This is a genomic window from Arthrobacter sp. Z4-13, from assembly GCF_054792705.1.
Genome location: NZ_CP096459.1, coordinates 1,251,922 through 1,269,984, shown reverse-complemented (window position 1 = coordinate 1,269,984; position 18,063 = coordinate 1,251,922). Strand labels below are relative to the sequence as shown.

Annotated in this window: 17 protein-coding genes, 2 tRNA genes and 1 pseudogene; 8 read left to right on the top strand and 12 right to left on the bottom strand. The window is 66.1% G+C overall.

From position 1 onward, the window contains the following. Together M1E07_RS07625 and M1E07_RS07620 are read left to right on the top strand one after the other, a co-directional pair. Entirely contained in the window at positions 1–192 is a 192-nt protein-coding gene (locus M1E07_RS07625) for a hypothetical protein (RefSeq protein WP_461189645.1), read from the top strand. A gap of 95 nt (positions 193–287) precedes the next feature. Beyond that, a complete protein-coding gene (locus M1E07_RS07620) occupies positions 288–695 on the top strand; it encodes a hypothetical protein (RefSeq protein WP_461189644.1) in 408 nt (135 codons plus the stop codon). A gap of 49 nt (positions 696–744) precedes the next feature. On the opposite strand, the gene M1E07_RS07615 is transcribed toward M1E07_RS07620, so the two are convergent. The 6 genes from M1E07_RS07615 to M1E07_RS07590 all read right to left on the bottom strand — a co-directional run bounded on the left by M1E07_RS07615 (position 745) and on the right by M1E07_RS07590 (position 7,057). Further along, a tRNA-Asn gene (locus tag M1E07_RS07615) sits at positions 745–820 on the bottom strand. A 122-nt stretch (positions 821–942) separates the two neighbouring features. Continuing rightward, positions 943–1,015: transfer RNA gene (locus tag M1E07_RS07610), tRNA-Asn, on the bottom strand. Between the two features lie 78 nt (positions 1,016–1,093). Beyond that, positions 1,094–3,007 (bottom strand): DNA primase, encoded by a 1,914-nt coding sequence (dnaG, locus tag M1E07_RS07605; RefSeq protein ID WP_461189643.1) that lies wholly within the window; start codon positions 3,005–3,007, stop codon positions 1,094–1,096. A 52-nt stretch (positions 3,008–3,059) separates the two neighbouring features. After that, positions 3,060–4,349, bottom strand: a complete 1,290-nt coding sequence (locus tag M1E07_RS07600) for a deoxyguanosinetriphosphate triphosphohydrolase (protein WP_461189642.1) — start codon at positions 4,347–4,349, stop codon at positions 3,060–3,062. Next, positions 4,342–5,520, bottom strand: a complete 1,179-nt coding sequence (dusB, locus tag M1E07_RS07595) for a tRNA dihydrouridine synthase DusB (protein ID WP_461189641.1) — start codon at positions 5,518–5,520, stop codon at positions 4,342–4,344. Before dusB ends, M1E07_RS07600 begins: the two co-directional genes overlap by 8 nt. Positions 5,521–5,587: 67 nt before the next feature. Then, on the bottom strand, positions 5,588–7,057 hold the full coding sequence (locus tag M1E07_RS07590) for a YibE/F family protein (protein WP_461189640.1): 1,470 nt from the start codon (positions 7,055–7,057) through the stop codon (positions 5,588–5,590). Between the two features lie 54 nt (positions 7,058–7,111). Here M1E07_RS07590 and M1E07_RS07585 point away from each other — a divergent pair, with 54 nt between their 5' ends. Beyond that, complete coding sequence (locus M1E07_RS07585) at positions 7,112–7,900, top strand: alpha/beta hydrolase (protein WP_461189639.1); 789 nt, start codon at positions 7,112–7,114, stop codon at positions 7,898–7,900. A 109-nt stretch (positions 7,901–8,009) separates the two neighbouring features. Here M1E07_RS07585 and M1E07_RS07580 read toward each other — a convergent pair whose 3' ends face one another. The 3 genes from M1E07_RS07580 to M1E07_RS07570 form a co-directional block, all read right to left on the bottom strand. After that, positions 8,010–9,038, bottom strand: a complete 1,029-nt coding sequence (locus tag M1E07_RS07580; protein WP_461189638.1) for a GNAT family N-acetyltransferase — start codon at positions 9,036–9,038, stop codon at positions 8,010–8,012. Between the two features lie 2 nt (positions 9,039–9,040). Continuing rightward, on the bottom strand, positions 9,041–10,426 hold the full coding sequence (locus M1E07_RS07575; protein WP_461189637.1) for a glycine--tRNA ligase: 1,386 nt from the start codon (positions 10,424–10,426) through the stop codon (positions 9,041–9,043). A 134-nt stretch (positions 10,427–10,560) separates the two neighbouring features. Then, positions 10,561–11,553: a DMT family transporter gene (locus M1E07_RS07570; RefSeq protein ID WP_461189636.1), complete on the bottom strand. Its 993-nt coding sequence runs from the start codon at positions 11,551–11,553 to the stop codon at positions 10,561–10,563. A 32-nt stretch (positions 11,554–11,585) separates the two neighbouring features. Here M1E07_RS07570 and M1E07_RS07565 point away from each other — a divergent pair, with 32 nt between their 5' ends. After that, positions 11,586–11,819, top strand: coding sequence for an RNA-binding S4 domain-containing protein (locus tag M1E07_RS07565; RefSeq protein ID WP_461189635.1), 234 nt, complete (start codon positions 11,586–11,588; stop codon positions 11,817–11,819). Positions 11,820–11,849: 30 nt separating this feature from the next. Here M1E07_RS07565 and M1E07_RS07560 read toward each other — a convergent pair whose 3' ends face one another. Then, positions 11,850–12,500, bottom strand: coding sequence for an alpha/beta hydrolase (locus M1E07_RS07560; protein ID WP_461189634.1), 651 nt, complete (start codon positions 12,498–12,500; stop codon positions 11,850–11,852). A gap of 77 nt (positions 12,501–12,577) precedes the next feature. Here M1E07_RS07560 and M1E07_RS07555 point away from each other — a divergent pair, with 77 nt between their 5' ends. The 3 genes and pseudogenes from M1E07_RS07555 to M1E07_RS07545 all read left to right on the top strand — a co-directional run bounded on the left by M1E07_RS07555 (position 12,578) and on the right by M1E07_RS07545 (position 14,568). Beyond that, positions 12,578–13,447 (top strand): SGNH/GDSL hydrolase family protein, encoded by an 870-nt coding sequence (locus M1E07_RS07555; RefSeq protein WP_461189633.1) that lies wholly within the window; start codon positions 12,578–12,580, stop codon positions 13,445–13,447. A 74-nt stretch (positions 13,448–13,521) separates the two neighbouring features. Next, positions 13,522–13,917: pseudogene (locus tag M1E07_RS07550) on the top strand (DNA glycosylase AlkZ-like family protein); the annotation flags it as partial. A gap of 150 nt (positions 13,918–14,067) precedes the next feature. Then, the gene (locus M1E07_RS07545) at positions 14,068–14,568 is read left to right on the top strand and encodes a hypothetical protein (protein ID WP_461190350.1); all 501 of its coding nucleotides are present in this window, start codon (positions 14,068–14,070) and stop codon (positions 14,566–14,568) included. Positions 14,569–14,574: 6 nt separating this feature from the next. Here M1E07_RS07545 and M1E07_RS07540 read toward each other — a convergent pair whose 3' ends face one another. Continuing rightward, the gene (locus M1E07_RS07540; protein ID WP_461189632.1) at positions 14,575–16,059 is read right to left on the bottom strand and encodes a CoA-acylating methylmalonate-semialdehyde dehydrogenase; all 1,485 of its coding nucleotides are present in this window, start codon (positions 16,057–16,059) and stop codon (positions 14,575–14,577) included. A 13-nt stretch (positions 16,060–16,072) separates the two neighbouring features. Continuing rightward, entirely contained in the window at positions 16,073–16,972 is a 900-nt protein-coding gene (mmsB, locus tag M1E07_RS07535; RefSeq protein WP_461189631.1) for a 3-hydroxyisobutyrate dehydrogenase, read from the bottom strand. Positions 16,973–17,137: 165 nt separating this feature from the next. Between mmsB and M1E07_RS07530 the strand changes: the two genes are divergently transcribed. Further along, on the top strand, positions 17,138–18,010 hold the full coding sequence (locus tag M1E07_RS07530; RefSeq protein ID WP_461189630.1) for a LysR family transcriptional regulator: 873 nt from the start codon (positions 17,138–17,140) through the stop codon (positions 18,008–18,010). Positions 18,011–18,063 lie beyond the last annotated feature (53 nt).

Sequence of the window (18,063 nt, the reverse complement as noted above, 5' to 3'; positions counted from 1 at the left end):
ATGAAGCATGCTGAAAGGCGAAAGCCGAACCGGAACCGCCGGGGACTTTTCCTGGGGGCGGTGCTGGGCGCCGTCGTGGGCTACTTTGCAGGCCGGGCAGTGGGCAACCCCGCCATGGGCATTGTCCTGGGCATGGTTGCGGGATCGGCTTTGCTGTACCGCGTCAACCCCGGCCCCTGGAACAGGCCCTGATCCTGCCCGCACAGCCCCAGCGGCACTCCCCGGCCCTGCTGCGCACAGCCCCTCACGTCTGCCGCCGGGCAACCGTCACAGGATAAAATGTGTCCGTGCCCAGCCGGCAGAATCAACCGCCGCTTCCGGCCACGTGGCAACGGTGCGATACCCGGATACTGCCACTGTGGTGGGACCGGTTGTGCGCCCAGAGCGGAGAGCAGTCCGCCGCCCTCTACGCCGCGGGCCTGTTCACCGAGGACCGCCGCCGGCCAATCGCCCAATGGCACAATCCGGCCTTCATGGCAGCGCTGCTGGTAGCCCCGGAAACGTCGCCCGAGTGGCCCGTCCAGCGCTTCGGCATCTTCTACGCGCCACCGGAAACCGGCTTTGTGCGCGTCCATTCCGCGCCCCATGAGTGGAACCCGCGCCAGCCGCGGAAGTCGCCCACCGAAAAGGATGCGTTCCTGGCCGCCATCGTCGAGGCAGAGCGGTTCCTTCAGGTGGAGATGGACTTCGTCTAGCAAACGAAAAATCCCCGTCCCTCCAGTGGAGGAACGGGGATTTTTCGTTTGGCTCCTCCTGCTGGACTTGAACCAGCAACCCTTCGATTAACAGTCGAATGCTCTGCCAATTGAGCTAAGGAGGAATGAAGCAGGTATGACATTAGCAAAGGATTCCCGCCAAAGTGAAATCGGCGGTTTTGCCGGGCCCATAAGGCCTAACGGCATAAAAAATCCCCGTTCCGGACTCCGGAACGGGGATCGTGCGCTCCTCCTGCTGGACTTGAACCAGCAACCCTTCGATTAACAGTCGAATGCTCTGCCAATTGAGCTAAGGAGGAATGAAGCGGGTATTAGCCTAGCAAAGGTATGGCCGGGAAACGAAATCGGGGCCGGCGGGTGCCGTGCCGGGGTACGGGTCAGGCATCCGAGCGCAGGGCGCGGCGTTCCATTTCGAGCATCATCAGCTCACGGTTGAGCCGCTGATAGGTTTCCGGATCCGCCGCCGGATCCAGCCGCTGGAGCTGGCCCATCTTGTCCGCCTTCACCCGCGTGATCTGGAGCTCGAAAAGCCTCGACAGGATGTCCCGGCAGTACTTCTGCACTGCTTCCTCCGTACTGGCGGGCAATGGCACCACGGCCAGTTCGGACACCAGGGGCCGCAGCGGTTCGGGTACTTCGTTCATCACGTGCTCCACCCAGCGCACGGGGTCGGCGGTGAGGGCGGGGTCCGTGGCGCGCATGGCGTCATGGACTGCCTGGAAGGCCGGTGTGGCGAACCGGGCAGCGGAGAAGCGCTCCCAGACCCCGCCGGCGAGCAGCATGGGCTCCTGCAGTGCCACCTCCAGGGCCTGCCGCTCCATGGAAGCCACCGGATCGCGGGGGTCGGGGCGGTGGAAGGACGGGACAGCGCCCGACGGCGGCCCGGCAGCTACGCCGGGTCCGCCCGGTTGGGCGGCGCCTGCGGAAGTCCGGGGATCTGCTGCAGGCCCGCCCTGGTCTCCGCGCTTCACGGCAGCGGTCACCAGGCGCAGCACTTCGTTCGGGTCCGGCATGCCCAGCCAGCCCGTGAGCGCCTGGCAATACCCTGTCCGGGTGGACGCGTCGCGGATGGCGGCAACCACTGGCACGGACGCTTTCAGGCCCTGTACACGCCCTTCCACGGTGTCCAGGTTGAACTGCTTGAGCGTGGTGCGGATGGCGAACTCAAACAGCGGCCGGCGGGACTGCACCAGCGCGTGAACTGCCTCGTCACCCTTGCTCTGGCGCAGGTCGCACGGGTCCGCCCCCGTGGGCTCCACGGCCACAAACGTCTGGGCGGTGAAACGCTGGTCCTCCTCAAAGGCGCGCAGGGCCGCCTTCTGGCCGGCGGCGTCGCCGTCGAAGGTGAAGATGACCTCTCCCCCCGTGCCGTCGTCCGAAAGCAGCCTGCGGGCGACCTTGATGTGCTCGGTGCCGAACGCGGTGCCGCAGGTGGCCACTGCCGTCGGGACCCCTGCGAGGTGGCAGGCCATGACATCCGTGTAGCCCTCCACCACCACCAGCTGCCGGTCCTTGGCGATGTTGCGCTTGGCAAGATCAATCCCGTACAGCACCTGGGACTTCTTATACAGGGTGGTTTCTGGGGTGTTCAGGTACTTTGGGCCCTGGTCGTCCTCGTAGAGCTTACGGGCGCCGAAGCCGATGGTGTCGCCCGCAATGTCCCGGATGGGCCAGATGAGGCGGCCGCGGAAACGGTCGTAGATGCCGCGGTTTCCTTCAGAGAACATGCCCGTGAGCTTTAGCTCTGCGTCAGTGAAGCCGCGGTTGCGAAGATGCCTGAGCAACGCGTCCCAGCCCTGCGGGGCGTAGCCGACGCCGAACTGCTCGGCGGCAGCACGGTCGAACCCGCGGCCGTGCAGGAAGGTCCGCCCCTCCGCGGCACCGGGCGTCAGCAGCTGCGCCTGGAAGAACTCGTCGGCGATTTTGTGGGCGTCCAGCAGCCGCTGCCGCCGCCCCACTTCCTCACGGCTGGGGCCGGTCCCGCCGTCCTCGTACCGGAGCTCATAGCCGATCCTGGCTGCCAGCTTCTCCACGGCCTCCTGGAAGGAGCTGTGGTCCTGCTTCTGCACGAAGGCGATAACGTCGCCGTCCTCACCGCAGCCGAAGCAGTGGTAGCGGCCTACCTGGGGACGGACGGTGAAGGACGGCGAGCGTTCGTCATGGAACGGGCACAGGCCCTTGAAGGTCCCCAGCCCGGCGCCTTTGAGCGTGACGTAGCCGTCAACCACTTCCTTGATGTCCGTGCGCTGGCGTACTTCGTCGATATCTTCACGTTTGATCAGCCCAGCCACAGAGCCATCCTAGCCCCGGGCGCAGACAGCTCCGGTCCGGGCGTAACCGGGCTCACCACAGCGACGGAAGGCTCCCCACCAGGCGTTCATACATGGCCAGCGCCGAGCCGTCGGTGAGTGACGCCACCTGGTCGATGACGACGCGAAGGCGGGCCCCGTCGTCGGGCGCGTCACGCCAGTCAGCGGCGAACATCGGCTCGAGATGCCGGTCGCCGGTAGCGCTCAGGGCTGTCACCAGGGCGTGCAGCACCTCACGCTGCCGCTCATAGATGGGCTGCCGGTGATCCGTGGTCATCACAAAAGTGGTGGCCAGGCCCTTCATGACGGCGATCTCCATGACCGTCTCATCCGGCACCATGAGCTGGGCAGTGTAGCGGGTGAGGTTCTCCGGGCCGTAGACCGCGCGGGTAGTCTCAAGGGCGCTCTGGCAGAACCGGCCGATCAACTGGCTGGTCATGTTCTTCAGCGCGGCCATTGACTTGCGGCTGCCGTCGGCTTCCCGCACCCACACGTCGGTGGCTTCCAGCCGTGCCAGCGCGGCATCGATATCGGCGGGATCGTTGTGCGGCAGGTACCACTGCTTGGCGTAGCCCACCACCCTGGCGCGGTGGTCCGGGTTGTCCATCCAACGGAGCTGGAAGTGTCCGGCGACGATCGCGTCCTCGACGTCGTGCACGGAATACGAGATGTCATCGGCGAGGTCCATCACCTGGGCCTCGAGGCAGGACCGCCGCTCGGGGGCACCGTAGCGGATCCAGTTGAAGATGGGGAGATCGTCCTCGTAGGCGCCGAACTTGCTGGTGCGCTGCCCGTGGATGACCGGGGCTTCCAACGCCGACCAGGGGTACTTCGCTGCAGCGTCAAGGCTGGCCCTGGTGAGGTTGAGCCCTGCCGGCTGGCCGTCCGCCGTCAGCACCTTGGGCTCCAGGCGCGTCAACAACCGGAGGGTCTGGGCATTGCCTTCGAAGCCCCCGATCGCGTGTGCCACCTCATTCAACGCGGATTCCCCGTTGTGGCCGAACGGCGGGTGGCCGAGGTCATGGCTCAGGCAGGCGGTATCCACCACGTCCGGATCGCAGCCCAGGGCACGGCCCAGTTCGCGGCCCACCTGGGCCACTTCGAGGCTGTGGGTGAGGCGGGTCCGGACGAAGTCGTCAGTGTCCGGCGCCACTACCTGGGTCTTGGCACCGAGCCTGCGGAGCGCGGAGGAATGCAGCACCCTGGCGCGGTCACGCTCGAAGTCCGAACGGTAGACGTTCTTGGTCGGTTCCTCCACCCATCGGGCTGAATCGTCGCTGTCGTAGCCCGGCAGCACCGGTGCAGCAGTCCGTGTCTCAGCCACCGGAAACGTCCAGCTCTGCGGCGGAGATGTCACGGGACTGGTCCGCGTTCAGCGCCCGCGATTCCAGCCAGTCCTTAGGCAGCGCCGGTCTCTTCGGCGAGCCGGCGCGGCCGCGGGGACCTTCGGCGTCGTTGCCCGGGTACGGCGATTCAAGGTCCAGCTCGGCGAGCGTTTCGCGCAGCACCTGGAGGCTGGTCACCAGGGCAAGGCGGGTGCGAAGTTCGCCGCCCACCACGTAGCCCTTGAAGTACCAGGCGATGTGTTTGCGGATTTCACGCAGGGCCTTGCCCTCGTCACCAAACGTCTCCACCATCAGTTCGGCATGGCGGTACACCCCCTCTGCCACCTGGCTCAGGTTTGGCCGGAAGCGGGTGTCGCTGCCTTCGAACGCGGCCTGCAGGTCGCCGAACAGCCAGGGCCGGCCCTGGCAGCCGCGGCCCACCACTACGCCGTCAACACCTGTTTCGCGCACCATCCGCACCGCGTCCTCAGCGGACCAAATGTCGCCGTTGCCCAGCACCGGGATGTCGGGCAGTGCCTCACGGAGGCGGGCGATCGCGGACCAGTCTGCCTGACCGGAGTAGAACTGCGCGGCCGTCCTGCCGTGGAGGGCGACGGCGGCGACGCCGGAATCACGTGCGATCCGGCCGGCGTCGAGGTACGTGAGGTGATCGTCGTCAATGCCCTTCCGCATTTTGATGGTCAGCGGGACGTTGCCCTTGGAGGCTTCCTTGACGGCGGTCTGCACGATGGAGGTGAAGAGGTCGATCTTCCAGGGCAGGGCCGAGCCGCCGCCGCGCCGGGTGACCTTGGGAACGGGGCAGCCGAAGTTCAGGTCGATGTGGTCCGCCCGGTCTTCTTCCACCAGCATGCGTACGGCGGCGCCCACCGTCACCGGGTCCACGCCGTACAGCTGGACGGAACGGACTTTCTCGTCGTCGTCGTGGGAGATGATGCGCAGGGATTCAGGCGTCCTCTCCACCAGCGCGCGGGAGGTGACCATCTCGGCCACGTACATGCCACCGCCGTATTCGCGGCACAAACGACGAAAAGCCGAGTTGGTGATGCCGGCCATAGGCGCCAGGATCACCGGGGTGTCCACGGTGATGGGGCCAAGCTTCAGGGGAGGGAGTTCCAGCCTGGGTGCGGGAGTAGTTGCTGCAACAGTCACCTATCCATTGTTGCAAAGCCGGGCAAATCGATGGGCCCGCGGGTCTCTGCCCCGGACACCACCCCTGTCAGTCCCGCTCCGCTGCTCTCCGCCCGCGGCGGGTCTGCAGGGCGGCGGCGGCGAGCGTACCTGTATCGGTAACATCATCCGGGTTGACGACTGGTCGTGTTGTTGCCCCGGCAGCCGCCGGGGTCACCGCGCCCTCACCATGGTCTGTTTCCGTTTGCCGGCCGCCGGAGCCTGGAAGCTCCGTTGTCCTTGAACCCGTGGCCTTAACTACCAGCACGGCAATCAGGGTGGTGACCGGGATCGCCAGGACCAGGCCGATGGAACCGACCAGGGTCCTGATGACCTCTTCGGACAGCTCCGCGCTCGTGAGGGTGTCCGCGAGCGGGCGGTCGTAGAGCATCACGATGATGAGGATCGGCAGCGCGGCGCCCGCGTACGCGAACGCGATGGTGTAGACGGTGGAGGCGATGTGGTCGCGGCCGATGCGCATCGCGGAAGTGAACAGCTTCCGGGCGCTGCTTCCGGGTGCCAGTTCGTACAGCTCCCACACCGCGGAGGACTGTGTGATGGTCACATCGTTCAGGACACCCAGCCCCGAGATGATGAGCCCGCAGAGGATCACGCCCGAGATGGAGATGTTGGCCGATGTATTCACCAGGGTGGTTGCCTCGTGGTTGCCCACTCCGGCGAGGTTCGCGGCGCCGGTGGCCCAGGCGGCCAGGAGCGCCGTGATCCCCAGCCCGAACATGGTGCCCAAAAGCGCGGTTGACGTCCGGGCAGAGAAGCCGTGGGCGAAGTACAGCACCCCGATCATAATCACCGTTGATCCCACCAGCGCCAGCAGCAGCGGCGGTTTGCCTTCCACCAGGCCGGGAAGCATAAAGCTGGCCAGCACGAAGTAGGCGCCAACAAGTCCGATCAGTGCCCGAAGACCCCGCCAGCGGGCCACCGCGATGACCACTGCGGCATAGACCAGTGCGAGCAGGACTATCGGCAGGGTCCGGACGAAGTCCACGAAAATAAAGGCCGGCGAACCCTGGGATGCTGAGGCGCCCTGGGCGTTGGACAGGTTCAGGTACCGGATCTGGTCACCGGGTTTGACCCCGTGCGACTTCGCGACGTCCGGGTTGATCACCACCTTGACCGGGCTTCCGCCCTTATCCGGTTCCGTGAAGGCAAAGGTGCAGTCGGATCCCTGCTGGGTTTGGCCCTGCTGGCTTTGGCCTTGTTCGCCCGGCCCCTGCTGGCCTTGACCCTGCTGGGCCACGCCCTGCATGCAGTTTTCGGCGACCACGCTTTGGATGGTGCCGGTGTCGAACGTGACACCGGGCGCGGCGGAGTACGGGTTGGCCAGGGAGACTCCCTCCTTGCTCCCGGAGGGCCACAGCATTGCCATACCGGCCAGGGTCAGGAGCGTCAGGGGAATCAGCACCGCCGCGAGGATGCGGTTTGCCTTCCGGCGGGCGGCCATCGCCTGCGGCGTCGGCTCCGAATGGCCTGTGGAAGCGTGGGAGTGACCGGACCCCATCAGCAGTAAAACCTCATACGTTGAACTCTACGTCCGGCGCCATAGGGTTGATAAATGGATCGTCAGAACTGGGAGGAACCGGGCGTGGCCAACGGCAGCACTGAGGAAAACGGCAGGTCTGACGCCGCCGCAACGGCTGCCGAAAGCGCCCACGAGGCCGTGCTTAGCGTGCTTCCCTCGTCCGGGCCCACCCTGGGCATTGCCCTGGTGCTGCACGGTGGAAAATCCCACAGCCGCGAGCCGGTGGAGGCCCGGCACCTGAGCCCCGCGAGGATGGTCCCCTTCGCAAGGCACCTGCACCGGGCCGGCAGAAAGAACGGACTTGCGGTGTGGTCCCTGCGAAACAGCGTGCGCGGCTGGAACGGGGCCGATATGACGCCGCTGCAGGATGCGCGGTGGGCCCTAGAACAGATCAGCAGCCAGCACCCTGGCGTTCCGGTGTTCCTGGTGGGGCATTCGATGGGCGGCCTGACCGCGGTCTGCGCTGCGGACCACGTCCAGGTGGAAGCTGTTGTGGCACTGGCGCCATGGCTAAGCCCCGGGACTCCGGTCTCCGCAGTGGCCGGCCGGAAGGTGCTGATTGTCCACGGCACCATCGACAGGTGGACCAGCCCATCGGCGTCGCTCGCGTTTGCCCGCCGCGCCGCAGCAGACGCTGAGTCCATGCAGTACGTCGCTCTGAAAGGCGTCGGGCACTTTATGTTCCGAAAGATCCGGCTGTGGCATACGCTTTCCACCGGTTTTGTCCTGAAGGCCCTGCAGGAGTCAACCGGGGTTGACGTTGCCCTGCCGCGGGGCTTTGACCAGCTGCTGCCGGCATCGGCGGTTCAGGTGACCCTGTGACTGCCTGCCCACTACATCCCCCAGCCCAAGCAGGTAGCGCCAAGTGTGTTTTGAGGCTCAAAACACACTTGGCGCTACCGAGTCGGCGAAGCGGGGTTGTGGGCGCTGCTCAGTCCGAGACGACCAGGGTTTCCGGAGCGGAGAGACGCGCCTTGCCGCTGTCCAGCAGGGGCTCGACGGCGGCGCGGAGGGCGGTCATGGAATCGTCCAGTTCCAGCATTACCGGGTGCTGGTACGCGATCAGAGCGAGCATGTCGCGGACGGCTTCGGCGGCGTCATCGGCGGCAAGCGCCGGTTCGTGGCCAAGGAACACGTCCGTAGGTGCTTCCTGACCGTCCTGGCCCGCGTCCTGCTCCGGACCGTGGGCCGGCGCCGCGTAACTGACGGCAAAGGCACGGATCCGGCCCTTTTTGCTCGGTGCCACCCCCGAACCGAAAGCGGACTCGGGCTGGGCACGCAGCACAATCGCGCCGTGCGCACCGGTGAGGTCGTCCAGGAACAGCTTCTGCACCTGGCCCACGGACAGCACTCCGGGGGAATCCCAGCCGTGGATGGCCGTGTAGTAGCGGCCCACCACGTCCGTCAGTTCCACGGAGCCGGTGGCCAGGTCCATCACGACGTCGGAACCCGCGTTCTCATCGTTGGCCGGACCGCCGTCGTTGTCCTTGGCCGGGAACACGGGAAGCCGGAGGGCACCCGGCTCCACTACCACCAGCCGGGAACGCTGGATGGGTGAAAGGCCGAAGTGCTCAGCGAAGGCGGCACCCGGGGTGCCAGGCTCCACCTTCGCGCGGAGCCTGGACACGCCCGACGGCGACTGCCCGGCTTCGCGCCGCAGCATGGTCAGGAGCGTCGCGCCGATACCCGAGCGCCGGTGATCGCGTGCCACCTCGATGTAGGTCCACAGCCGCTCAGGGTGCAGGGAGGCTTCGTACACAACGCCCGCCGCGACCGGAATGCCCACGCCGTCGATCACGTCCTCTGCCACGATGCAGCGCCGCCACGGCGAGCCGGCGCCGTCAGAAGAAGGCGCCAAGGCGCCCCGGAACTGCCGGGCCTGGTGGGTTTCGGGGCCGCCCCAGATTTCCAGGAGGGCCAGGTCATCGCCCTCACGCCATTCGCGGTATTCGATGGCCACGGCTAGGCGCCGATCAGGCGTGCGGCCAGGTAGCCCTCCACCTTGTCCAGGGACACGCGTTCCTGGCTCATGGTGTCCCGCTCACGGATGGTTACGGCCTGGTCTTCGAGGGTGTCGAAGTCCACGGTGATGCAGAACGGTGTACCAATTTCGTCCTGGCGCCGGTAGCGGCGGCCGATGGCACCGGCGTCGTCGAAGTCGATGTTCCAGTTCTTCCGCAGCTGCGCGCCGAGGTCCTTGGCCTTCGGGGACAGGTCCTCGTTGCGGCTCAGCGGCAGTACGGCGGCCTTGACCGGGGCCAGGCGCGGGTCAAGCTTCAGGACGGTGCGGACGTCAACGCCGCCCTTGGCGTTTGGAGCCTCGTCCTCGGTGTAGGCGTCCACCAGGAACGCCATAAAGGAACGGGTGAGGCCGGCGGCGGGCTCGATCACATACGGGGTGTAGCGCTCGTTGGTGGCCTGGTTGAAGTAGCTCAGGTCGGTGCCGGAGGCCTTGGCGTGGGTGGAGAGGTCGAAGTCGGTGCGGTTGGCGATGCCTTCCAGCTCGCCCCATTCCGAGCCCTGGAAACCGAAGCGGTACTCGATGTCCGTGGTGCCCTTGGAGTAGTGGCTCAGCTTTTCCTGCGGGTGCTCGAAGAAGCGGAGGTTTTCCTCGCGGATGCCCAGGCCGGTGTACCAGGACATGCGCTCCTTCATCCAGTACTGGTGCCAGTCCTCATCGGTGCCGGGCTCCACGAAGAACTCCATCTCCATCTGCTCGAACTCGCGGGTGCGGAAGATGAAGTTGCCCGGAGTGATCTCGTTGCGGAAGGACTTTCCGATCTGGCCGATGCCGAAGGGCGGCTTCTTGCGCGAGGTGGTGAGCACGTTGTTGAAGTTCACGAAGATGCCCTGGGCCGTTTCCGGGCGCAGGTAGTGCATGCCTTCCTCGCTGGCCACCGGACCAAGGAAGGTCTTCAGGAGGCCGCTGAATTCCTGGGGTTCGGTCCATTCGCCGCGGGTGCCGCAGTTGGCGCAGGCGATGTCCTTCAGGCCGTTTTCGGCGGGGCGGCCCTTCTTTTCCTCGTACTCTTCCTCGAGGTGGTCGGCACGGTAACGCTTGTGGCAGGAGAGGCACTCCACCAAGGGATCGGAGAACACCTCCACGTGGCCGGAGGCTTCCCATACCTGGCGCGGCAGGATGACGGAGGAGTCCAGGCCCACCACGTCCTCGCGGCCGCGGACCATGGACTGCCACCACTGGCGCTTGATGTTTTCCTTCAGTTCGGCGCCGAGGGGCCCGTAGTCCCAGGCAGAACGCGAACCTCCGTAGATCTCACCGGCCTGGAACACAAAGCCCCTCCGCTTGGAGAGGGAAATGACCTGGTCGAGAACGGATTTTGCTGCCATGGGGAAACTCCAATTTCTACAGGGCCGCTGGGTGCGGTCCGCGGTTTTCAGGCCCCGGCCAAACCGGCGGCGCGTGACCGCTGGCTGCCACGGGGGCGGATGAAGGAAAGATGCAAAAAGCTGCGTGTCCCAGCCTACCGGTGCCCGGTCCGGAGCGCGCCCCGCGGCCAAGGCAGGGTTGCCAGGATGATGGCCGCCAGCGTGAGGATGGTGCCGAGCACTGTTGCCGGTGCAACCACGGCTCCCGGTGCCGGCAGGATCACGTCGAGGGCGAGCGAGCCGAGCAGCTGGCCGGCGATCATGCCCAGCCCTGTGACCAGGACGCCGAGGCTGCGGACCAGCAGCGCGCCCAGGCCGATGAACACGCACCCCATGGGGCCGCCAACGTAGTACCACCACTCCCCCGGCAGCGGGTTGCCTTGCCCGGCGATGGCCACCTTGATGGCGTACGCCGTCCAGAGGACCACCGAACCGGCCACGAAGTTGACCAGGGTGGCGGCGATCGGCGTCCCGTAATGGGCTGTGGCCGTACCGTTCATAGCCTGCTGGAAGCTCATCAGGAACCCGGCGAGGACGGGCAGAAGGAGGGGAAGTACCAAAGAGGCAGGGCCGCCGTCGGACGCTCCCCCGGTGGTTCCGGTGAACCGGGGCGAAACTGCCCAGGCGACGGCAGCGATGGTCAGCAGGCAGCCGATGACCCGGATCGCGGTGACGGGCTTCCGGCCTGCCGGCCCGATGCCCAGCCTGTCCACAAGCAACCCGCTGACGGTCTGGCCGGTGACTGTGGCAACGGTGAAGAGGGCAACACCCAGGATGCCCACCGTGAAGGACTGGGCAAAGACGAACAGCGCCCCGATGCCGCCGGCGAGTACATAGACGCGGGGAAAGGCCCTGCTGCGGACGGCTGGCAGGATCCGCGCCAGCCCGGCCCGGCCGCGCGGAAGGAGCAGCGAGATCAGGATCATCACCACGAGTCCTGTGCTGAAACTCACTACGGACGCGGCGATACCGTCGTTCAGCCGTGCACCCAGGGCGCCGTTGATGCGGCCCTGAAGGGGAATGGCCAGGCCTGCTCCCACCGCCAACGGAAGGCCTGCAAGCAGCGGCAGGCGGGAGGTGGAAGTCACTGAATCCACCTTACGTCAGGCATTATTGCTTCATGAGCAACCCCGTTGAAGACATCCCCATCCGCGACAGCATGATCCGCCTCGGCCAGCTCCTCAAGCTCGCCAGCCTGGTGGAGGACGGCGTGGAGGCGGCGGACCTCATCAAGAACGGGCTCGTCAAGGTCAATGGCGAGATTGACGACCGCCGCGGCCGCCAACTGCACCACGGGGACACTGTCACGGTCAACGGGCAGACCGTCCGGGTGGTGGCCCCGAAGGCGGGCTGATCTCCGAGGCCGGCGCCCGCCGTCGTCCGCCTACTTCTTGAGGACCTCGTGGGTAAGGAACTCGCCCACGTGGCCGATCTCCTGCTGGTTGATGCCGTGCCACATGCCCGTGTAGAGCACCTTGGTGAGCTTGACGTGCTGGCGGACCCAGCCCATGGTGTAGTCGATCTTGTCCGGGGTGATCACCGGATCCTGCTGGTCCCGGCCCCAGAACATGGGAACAGTACCGTCCAGTTCGGAGTCCTTGAAGCTGGGATCGTCGCCTGCGTCCACCACAAAGCCCGAGAGCCCGACGACGGCCGCGAAGTCGGTGGGCCGTTGCCGCAGGAGCGTGGTGGCCATGGCCATTCCCATGGAGAAGCCGAGCAGTGTCACCGAGGGGTGCCCCACCTTGATGGTGTCGATCCAGTCCAGCACAAAGGACGAAGCCGCCTTGACCCGCTCCAGGGAGTAGTCGATGGATGCCGTGAGCGGGAACCAGGTGAAGCCCGGGCCCATGGCGATGGGCGCCCGGACGGAGGCGACGGCGAAGTCCCCCGGCAGCAGGTCAGCCAGACTGAGCAGGTCCTGTTCGTTGGCGCCATAGCCATGCAACAGGACCAGCAGCGGCTTGCCGTCGCGCTGGTCCTCCGGGTGGGACCACAAAACAACAGGGGCAGGAAATACTTCGGCTTCAATCATGGTTTCCATTGTTACAGCTACCGATAGGTAACAACCTACGTTCGCGTAGCCAGCGAAGCGGAAGGCAGGATAGGACCGTGACTGACACGAGTGCCATTCGAACCCCCACCGCCCACGCCGGATCCCACCCCTGGACCCGCTACGTGGCAATGGGCGATTCCTTCACCGAGGGCATCGGCGATCCCGAGCCCTTAAGCCCCGGCGGCTACCGCGGCTGGGCAGACCGGGTGGCGGAGGAACTGGGCCGCACGCAGCCCGACTTCGCCTATGCCAACCTTGCCGTCCGTGGACGGTTGCTGCAGCAGATTGTGGACCGGCAACTCGCCCCCTGCCTGGCGCTGAAACCGGACCTTGTCACCCTCTCGGCCGGCGGCAATGACCTCCTCCGTCCCGGCGGGGATCCCGACGCCTTGGCCGAGAAACTCGATTCCGTGGTCCAGATCCTGGCCATGGGCGGCGCCACCGTGGTCCTCTTTAACGGCCCGGACACCGGCTCGTCTGTCCTGGGCAGGATCCGCAGCAAGGTGGCCATCTACAACGAGAACCTGCGTACCGTGGCCGCCCGGCACGATGCCGTCATCGCCGACATGTGGTCCCTGCGCCAGCTCAGCGATCCGCAGATGTGGGACCAGGACCGCCTGCATTTCTCCCCGCTGGGCCACCACACCATCGCGGCCATGGTGCTGGACTCACTCAACGTAGAGCACACGCTGGAACCGCTGCAGCCCAAACCCGTGCCTTCACGCACCTGGCGCGAGGCGCGCTCCGGTGACCTGGTGTGGGCACGCGAGTACTTTGTGCCTTGGGTGCTGCGCCGCCTGCGCCACCAGTCCTCCGGCGACGGAATCACTGCCAAACGTCCGACGCCGGGTCCCGTCTTTGGTCCGGGCGTTCCGCTGGGATCCGGCGAGGGTCCGTTGGGGACCAGCGAGGCTGCCCGGCGCTAGCTGCCTGCAAGGTTTCAGGAACCAGGCGGCTCGATGCGGATGCGCCCGTTACGGCCCTGGATGTCGAGCGGGCCGTGGCCGATGGCCGGATCCTGCGCACCCACATCCTCCGGCCCACCTGGCATTTCGTCCACCGGGACGATCTCCGCTGGCTTCGTGCACTCTCCGCACCACGGCTCGAGCAGGCCAATGCCTTCACGTACCGCTGCACCGGCATCGACGCGGCTGCCGCCGCCCGAAGCGCGGACGTGCTGGCCCGGGCCGTCGCGGGCGGAAGCCACCTGACCCGGGAAGGTCTCGCGGAACGGCTGCGGAACGCCGGGTTCGCGGCGAAGGGCCTGGAGCTTGCCTACCTGATCATGCACGCAGAAATCAGCGGCGTCCTGGTGAGCGGCGCCCCGGTGCGGAGCCGTGGCGGAGCGGGTCCTGGCGGCACACGCTGCTTCCCGGCCGGTGCGAACTGGATATCCGGTTGCCGCATAGCGCAGACCGGCCAGGTTCGCCGCTGGCCGCGGCATTGCAGGAAGCAGTGCACCGGTCCGGCGTATTCACCGGACTCCCCGCCGTTCGGGTGCAGTCCGGGGCTAAGCTGGAAGGACACACATGAGAGGCACGGCACCGTGAGCAACTTGTTTTTCTGGATCATCATTTTGTCATTCCTGATCCCGATGGCCATGCGGATGTACCGGAAGTCTGTCGCCCGCAGGAACCACGAGCAGAGCTTTTCGGGGCGGTACCCCGAGCAGTTCCCCGACGGAGGGCAATTCCCGGGATCAGCCGGCCCGCAGAACAAACAGCCCCGGGACGGCTTCACCCAGCAGGACTACTTCAGCGGCGGATTCCGCGAGCTGGACCGGCCCCAGCCGCTGCCGCCCATCCAGCCGGTTCCCCCGATGGACCAGCAGTTCCCGCCGTACGGGCAGCCGCAGCCGGGCCAGCACTTGCAGGGACAACCCCAGCAAGCCCCGCAGCAGCCCGCGGCACCTGCGACTCCCCCGCCGCCGTCGGCCCCGCAGGGCTACCGCGCACGCAAGCTTGCCGAACTGGATGAGCAATACAGCAATGGCGAACTGTCCGTTGAGGAGTACATGACCCGCCGCGGCGAGATCATGAACGGTTAGCCTGCGTCAGTCCACCTGCGGAAAGCCCAAGTCGATGACGGACGTTGCCGGGTCCGGCCACCGGGTGGTGACCACTTTGCCCCGCGTATAGAACCGGATGCTGTCCGGCCCGTACATGTGCGTGTCGCCAAACAGGGAGTTCTTCCAGCCGCCGAAGGAGAAGGTGCCAACCGGCACCGGGATGGGCACGTTGACACCCACCATGCCCGCCTCAACGTCGAACTCGAACTGCCGGGCGGCGCCGCCGTCGCGGGTGAAGATGGCCACCCCATTGCCGAACTCGTTGTCGTTGACCAGGCGGACTGCATCGCTGTAGGTATCCACCCGGACCACGGACAGGACGGGGCCGAAGATTTCGTCGTCGTAGACCTTCATGCCCGGCTTGACGTGGTCCACCAGGCTGACTCCGATGAAGAATCCGGTTGAATCGAACTGCTGCGAGCGGCCGTCAACAACTACGGTGGCACCTTCGTTCTCGGCACCTGCCACATAGGAGGCCACCTTGTCGCGGTGTTCGGCGGTGATCAGCGGGCCCATCTGTGATGCCGGATCGGTGCCCGGGCCGATTTTCAACGTACCCATCCGGCTCTGGATGGCCGCCACAAGGTCATCGGCGATATTGCCGACGGCGACGAGCACGCTGACCGCCATGCAGCGCTCACCCGCGGAGCCGTAGGCAGCCGAAATGGCGGCGTCCGCCGCCATGTCAAGGTCCGCGTCGGGAAGGACCACCATGTGGTTCTTTGCCCCGCCCAGGGCCTGGACCCGCTTGCCGTGGTCCGCTGCCCGCTTGTAGATCGACTGTGCGATGGGCGTTGAGCCCACGAAGCTGACGGCCTTAACGTCAGGGTGTTCGAGCAGGACGTCCACCGCTTCCTTGTCGCCTTGGACCACGTTCAGCACACCGGCCGGCAGTCCCGCTTCCGCGAAGACTTCCGCGATGAACACGGCTGAGGACGGGTCCTTTTCACTGGGCTTCAGGAGGACGGTGTTGCCGCAGGCCAGGGCACTGCCGATCATCCACAGCGGCACCATGGCCGGAAAGTTGAATGGCGTGATGCAGGCCACCACGCCCACCGGCTGCCGGACGGAGTGGACGTCCACGCCATTGGAGACCTGTTCGGAGCGTTCGCCCTTAAGCATGTGGGACAGCCCTGTGGCGAACTCGATGTTCTCGAGGCCGCGGGAGATCTCCCCTTCGGCGTCGGAGAGTACCTTGCCGTGCTCGCTGGTTAGGATGGCCGCCAGTTCGGCCTTTCGCTGGGTCAGTAGTTCGCGGACGCGGAAGAAGATGTTGGTCCGCTTGGCCAGGCTCGTTGCCCGCCAGGCAGGCAGCGCGGCCTTGGCGGCGGCGATGGCTTCCTCCACCCGGGCCGCAGAAGCCAGCGCCACCTGCTTTTCCTGCTCTCCGGTGGCGGGGTTGAAGACGGGGCCGAAGCGTTCTGCATCGGTGACTCGGCTGCCGTTGATGTAATGCGGAATGGTTTGCACGGGTGTCTCTTTTCTACTTTGAATCCAGGGAGCCATCAACGAGTTTGATGATCATGGAGCAGTCCTTGCCGGACTCGCCCGCATCGATGAGGCGCTGGTACAGCTGCTGAACGTGCTTACCGATTTCGAGCGGGGTGCCGGTATCCTCCGCAGCGCTGATGGCCAGGCCGATGTCCTTGTTCGCCAGCTCGGCAGTAAACGTGGGAGCGAAGTCGTTGTTGGATGCTGCGGTGGGGACAACGCCGGGAACGGGGTACCAGGTGCGCAGGGCCCAGCTGTCCCCGGAGGAGACGGAGGCGATGTCCCAAAACACCTTCTTGTCGAGGCCGAGCCGGTCCGCCAGCACTGAGCCCTCGGCGGTGGAGGCCAAGTTGATCAGGAGCATCAGGTTGTTACAGATCTTGGCCGCCTGGCCGGTGGTGGCTCCACCGGTGGGGATGATATTGGCTGCCATTGGCTCGATGTAGCCAGTGGCGTCGGCCACGGCGCCCGTTTCACCGCCCACCATAAACGTGAGCGTTCCCGCCTTGGCACCGCTCATCCCACCCGAGACAGGGGCATCGACGAAGCGGAAGCCGGCGGCAGCAGCGGCGTCGTGCAGTTCCTTCGCGGCGGCGATATCGATGGTGGAGGAATCGACCAGGAGGGTGCGCGTATCGGCATGCGCCAGCACCCCGTCCCCGCCCAGGTAGACGGCTCGCGCATGCTCGCCCTTTGGAAGCATGGTGAACACGACGTCGGCGCCCGCCACGGCCTCGGCGATGCTTCCCACCGGCTTTACCCCGCCGGCCTCGGCTGCGGCGAGAGCGGCGGGGTTAAGGTCGAATCCCCGGACGTCGTGGCCCGCCTTTGCGAGGTTTCCGGACATGGAACCGCCCATGTTCCCCAAACCGATCCAACCGACTACTGCCATGGCCGAGCTCCTTTGCTGTGTCTCCGGCCGAGGGCGGCCGGAAGGTCTGTGTCAACCATCACACCCTGCTACAGTGCAATCAAGGGGAAAAAACACAGACCGTATGTGCACTGATGCACACAGATGAAAGGCACTCAGGTGGCGCGGCTTCCGAGTCCTGACGACTTGCTGATTTTGTTGACCGTGGCCCGGCTGGGTCGTTTCAACGCCGTGGCCGAAACGCTGGGCACCACGCACACCACCATCTCGCGCCGGATCCTCGCCCTCGACAAGCAACTGGGCGGCCGCACCCTGGAGCGCAGCCCGCACGGCTGGGAATTGACCGAGCTGGGGGCTTCGGCCGTCGACGCCGCGGAAAGGATCGAGGAAACGCTCGGGTCCTTGGCCGCGGTCACGGGCCAGGACCGGGACGCGTTGTCCGGCATGGTGCGCATCAGCACCTCAGACGGTTTCGGCGCAGAATTCGTAACGCCTGCGCTGGTCCGCCTCCAGCAGCGGCATACCATGCTCAATGTGGAGATGCTCAGCGCCACGCGCAAGGTCAGCCAGAACCGCTCCGGCGTGGACCTTGAGGTGGTGGTGGGCCGCACGGACGTGAGCAACGCGCAGGCCATCTTCCTGACCAACTACTTCCTCCGGCTCTATGCCAGCCGCGATTACGCAGCCCGGCGGGGCCTGCCGGAAGCGCCCGACGGCGTGAGGCAGCACGGCTTCGTCTCTTACGTCGAGTCCGCACTCCAGGTTGCCGAACTGGGCCACCGGTCCTCGCAGCTGCCGATGCCGAAGTCCAGCTTCCAGGCCACCAGCATCTTTGCCCAGGTCGAGGCGGTGCGCCGCGGCGCAGGCATCGGGCTGCTTCCCAACTTTATGGTGGCGCGGGATCCGGAGTTCGTTCCGGTGCTCCCCGACGCCTTCCAGCGGCAGGTGCCCATCTGGGCGGTGGCACGCCCGGAATCGCTGCGCTCCTCCCGGGTGCAGGCCGTGATCGCCGCGCTGCAGGAAGAAGTGGCGGAACGGCAGGATCTGCTGGCAGCATAGGGCCCGGGCACCGGATCGAATTTAGGCCTGCAATTTCGTTTCAAACCTGCAGT

Coding starts and splice junctions, on each gene's coding strand:
- mmsB (WP_461189631.1), bottom strand. CDS start 16,972: ATGGCAGTAGTCGGTTGGATCGGTTTGGGGAACATGGGCGGTTCCATG.
- M1E07_RS07565 (WP_461189635.1), top strand. CDS start 11,586: ATGAGCAACCCCGTTGAAGACATCCCCATCCGCGACAGCATGATCCGC.
- M1E07_RS07575 (WP_461189637.1), bottom strand. CDS start 10,426: ATGGCAGCAAAATCCGTTCTCGACCAGGTCATTTCCCTCTCCAAGCGG.
- M1E07_RS07585 (WP_461189639.1), top strand. CDS start 7,112: ATGGATCGTCAGAACTGGGAGGAACCGGGCGTGGCCAACGGCAGCACT.
- M1E07_RS07560 (WP_461189634.1), bottom strand. CDS start 12,500: ATGATTGAAGCCGAAGTATTTCCTGCCCCTGTTGTTTTGTGGTCCCAC.
- M1E07_RS07625 (WP_461189645.1), top strand. CDS start 1: ATGAAGCATGCTGAAAGGCGAAAGCCGAACCGGAACCGCCGGGGACTT.
- M1E07_RS07590 (WP_461189640.1), bottom strand. CDS start 7,057: ATGGGGTCCGGTCACTCCCACGCTTCCACAGGCCATTCGGAGCCGACG.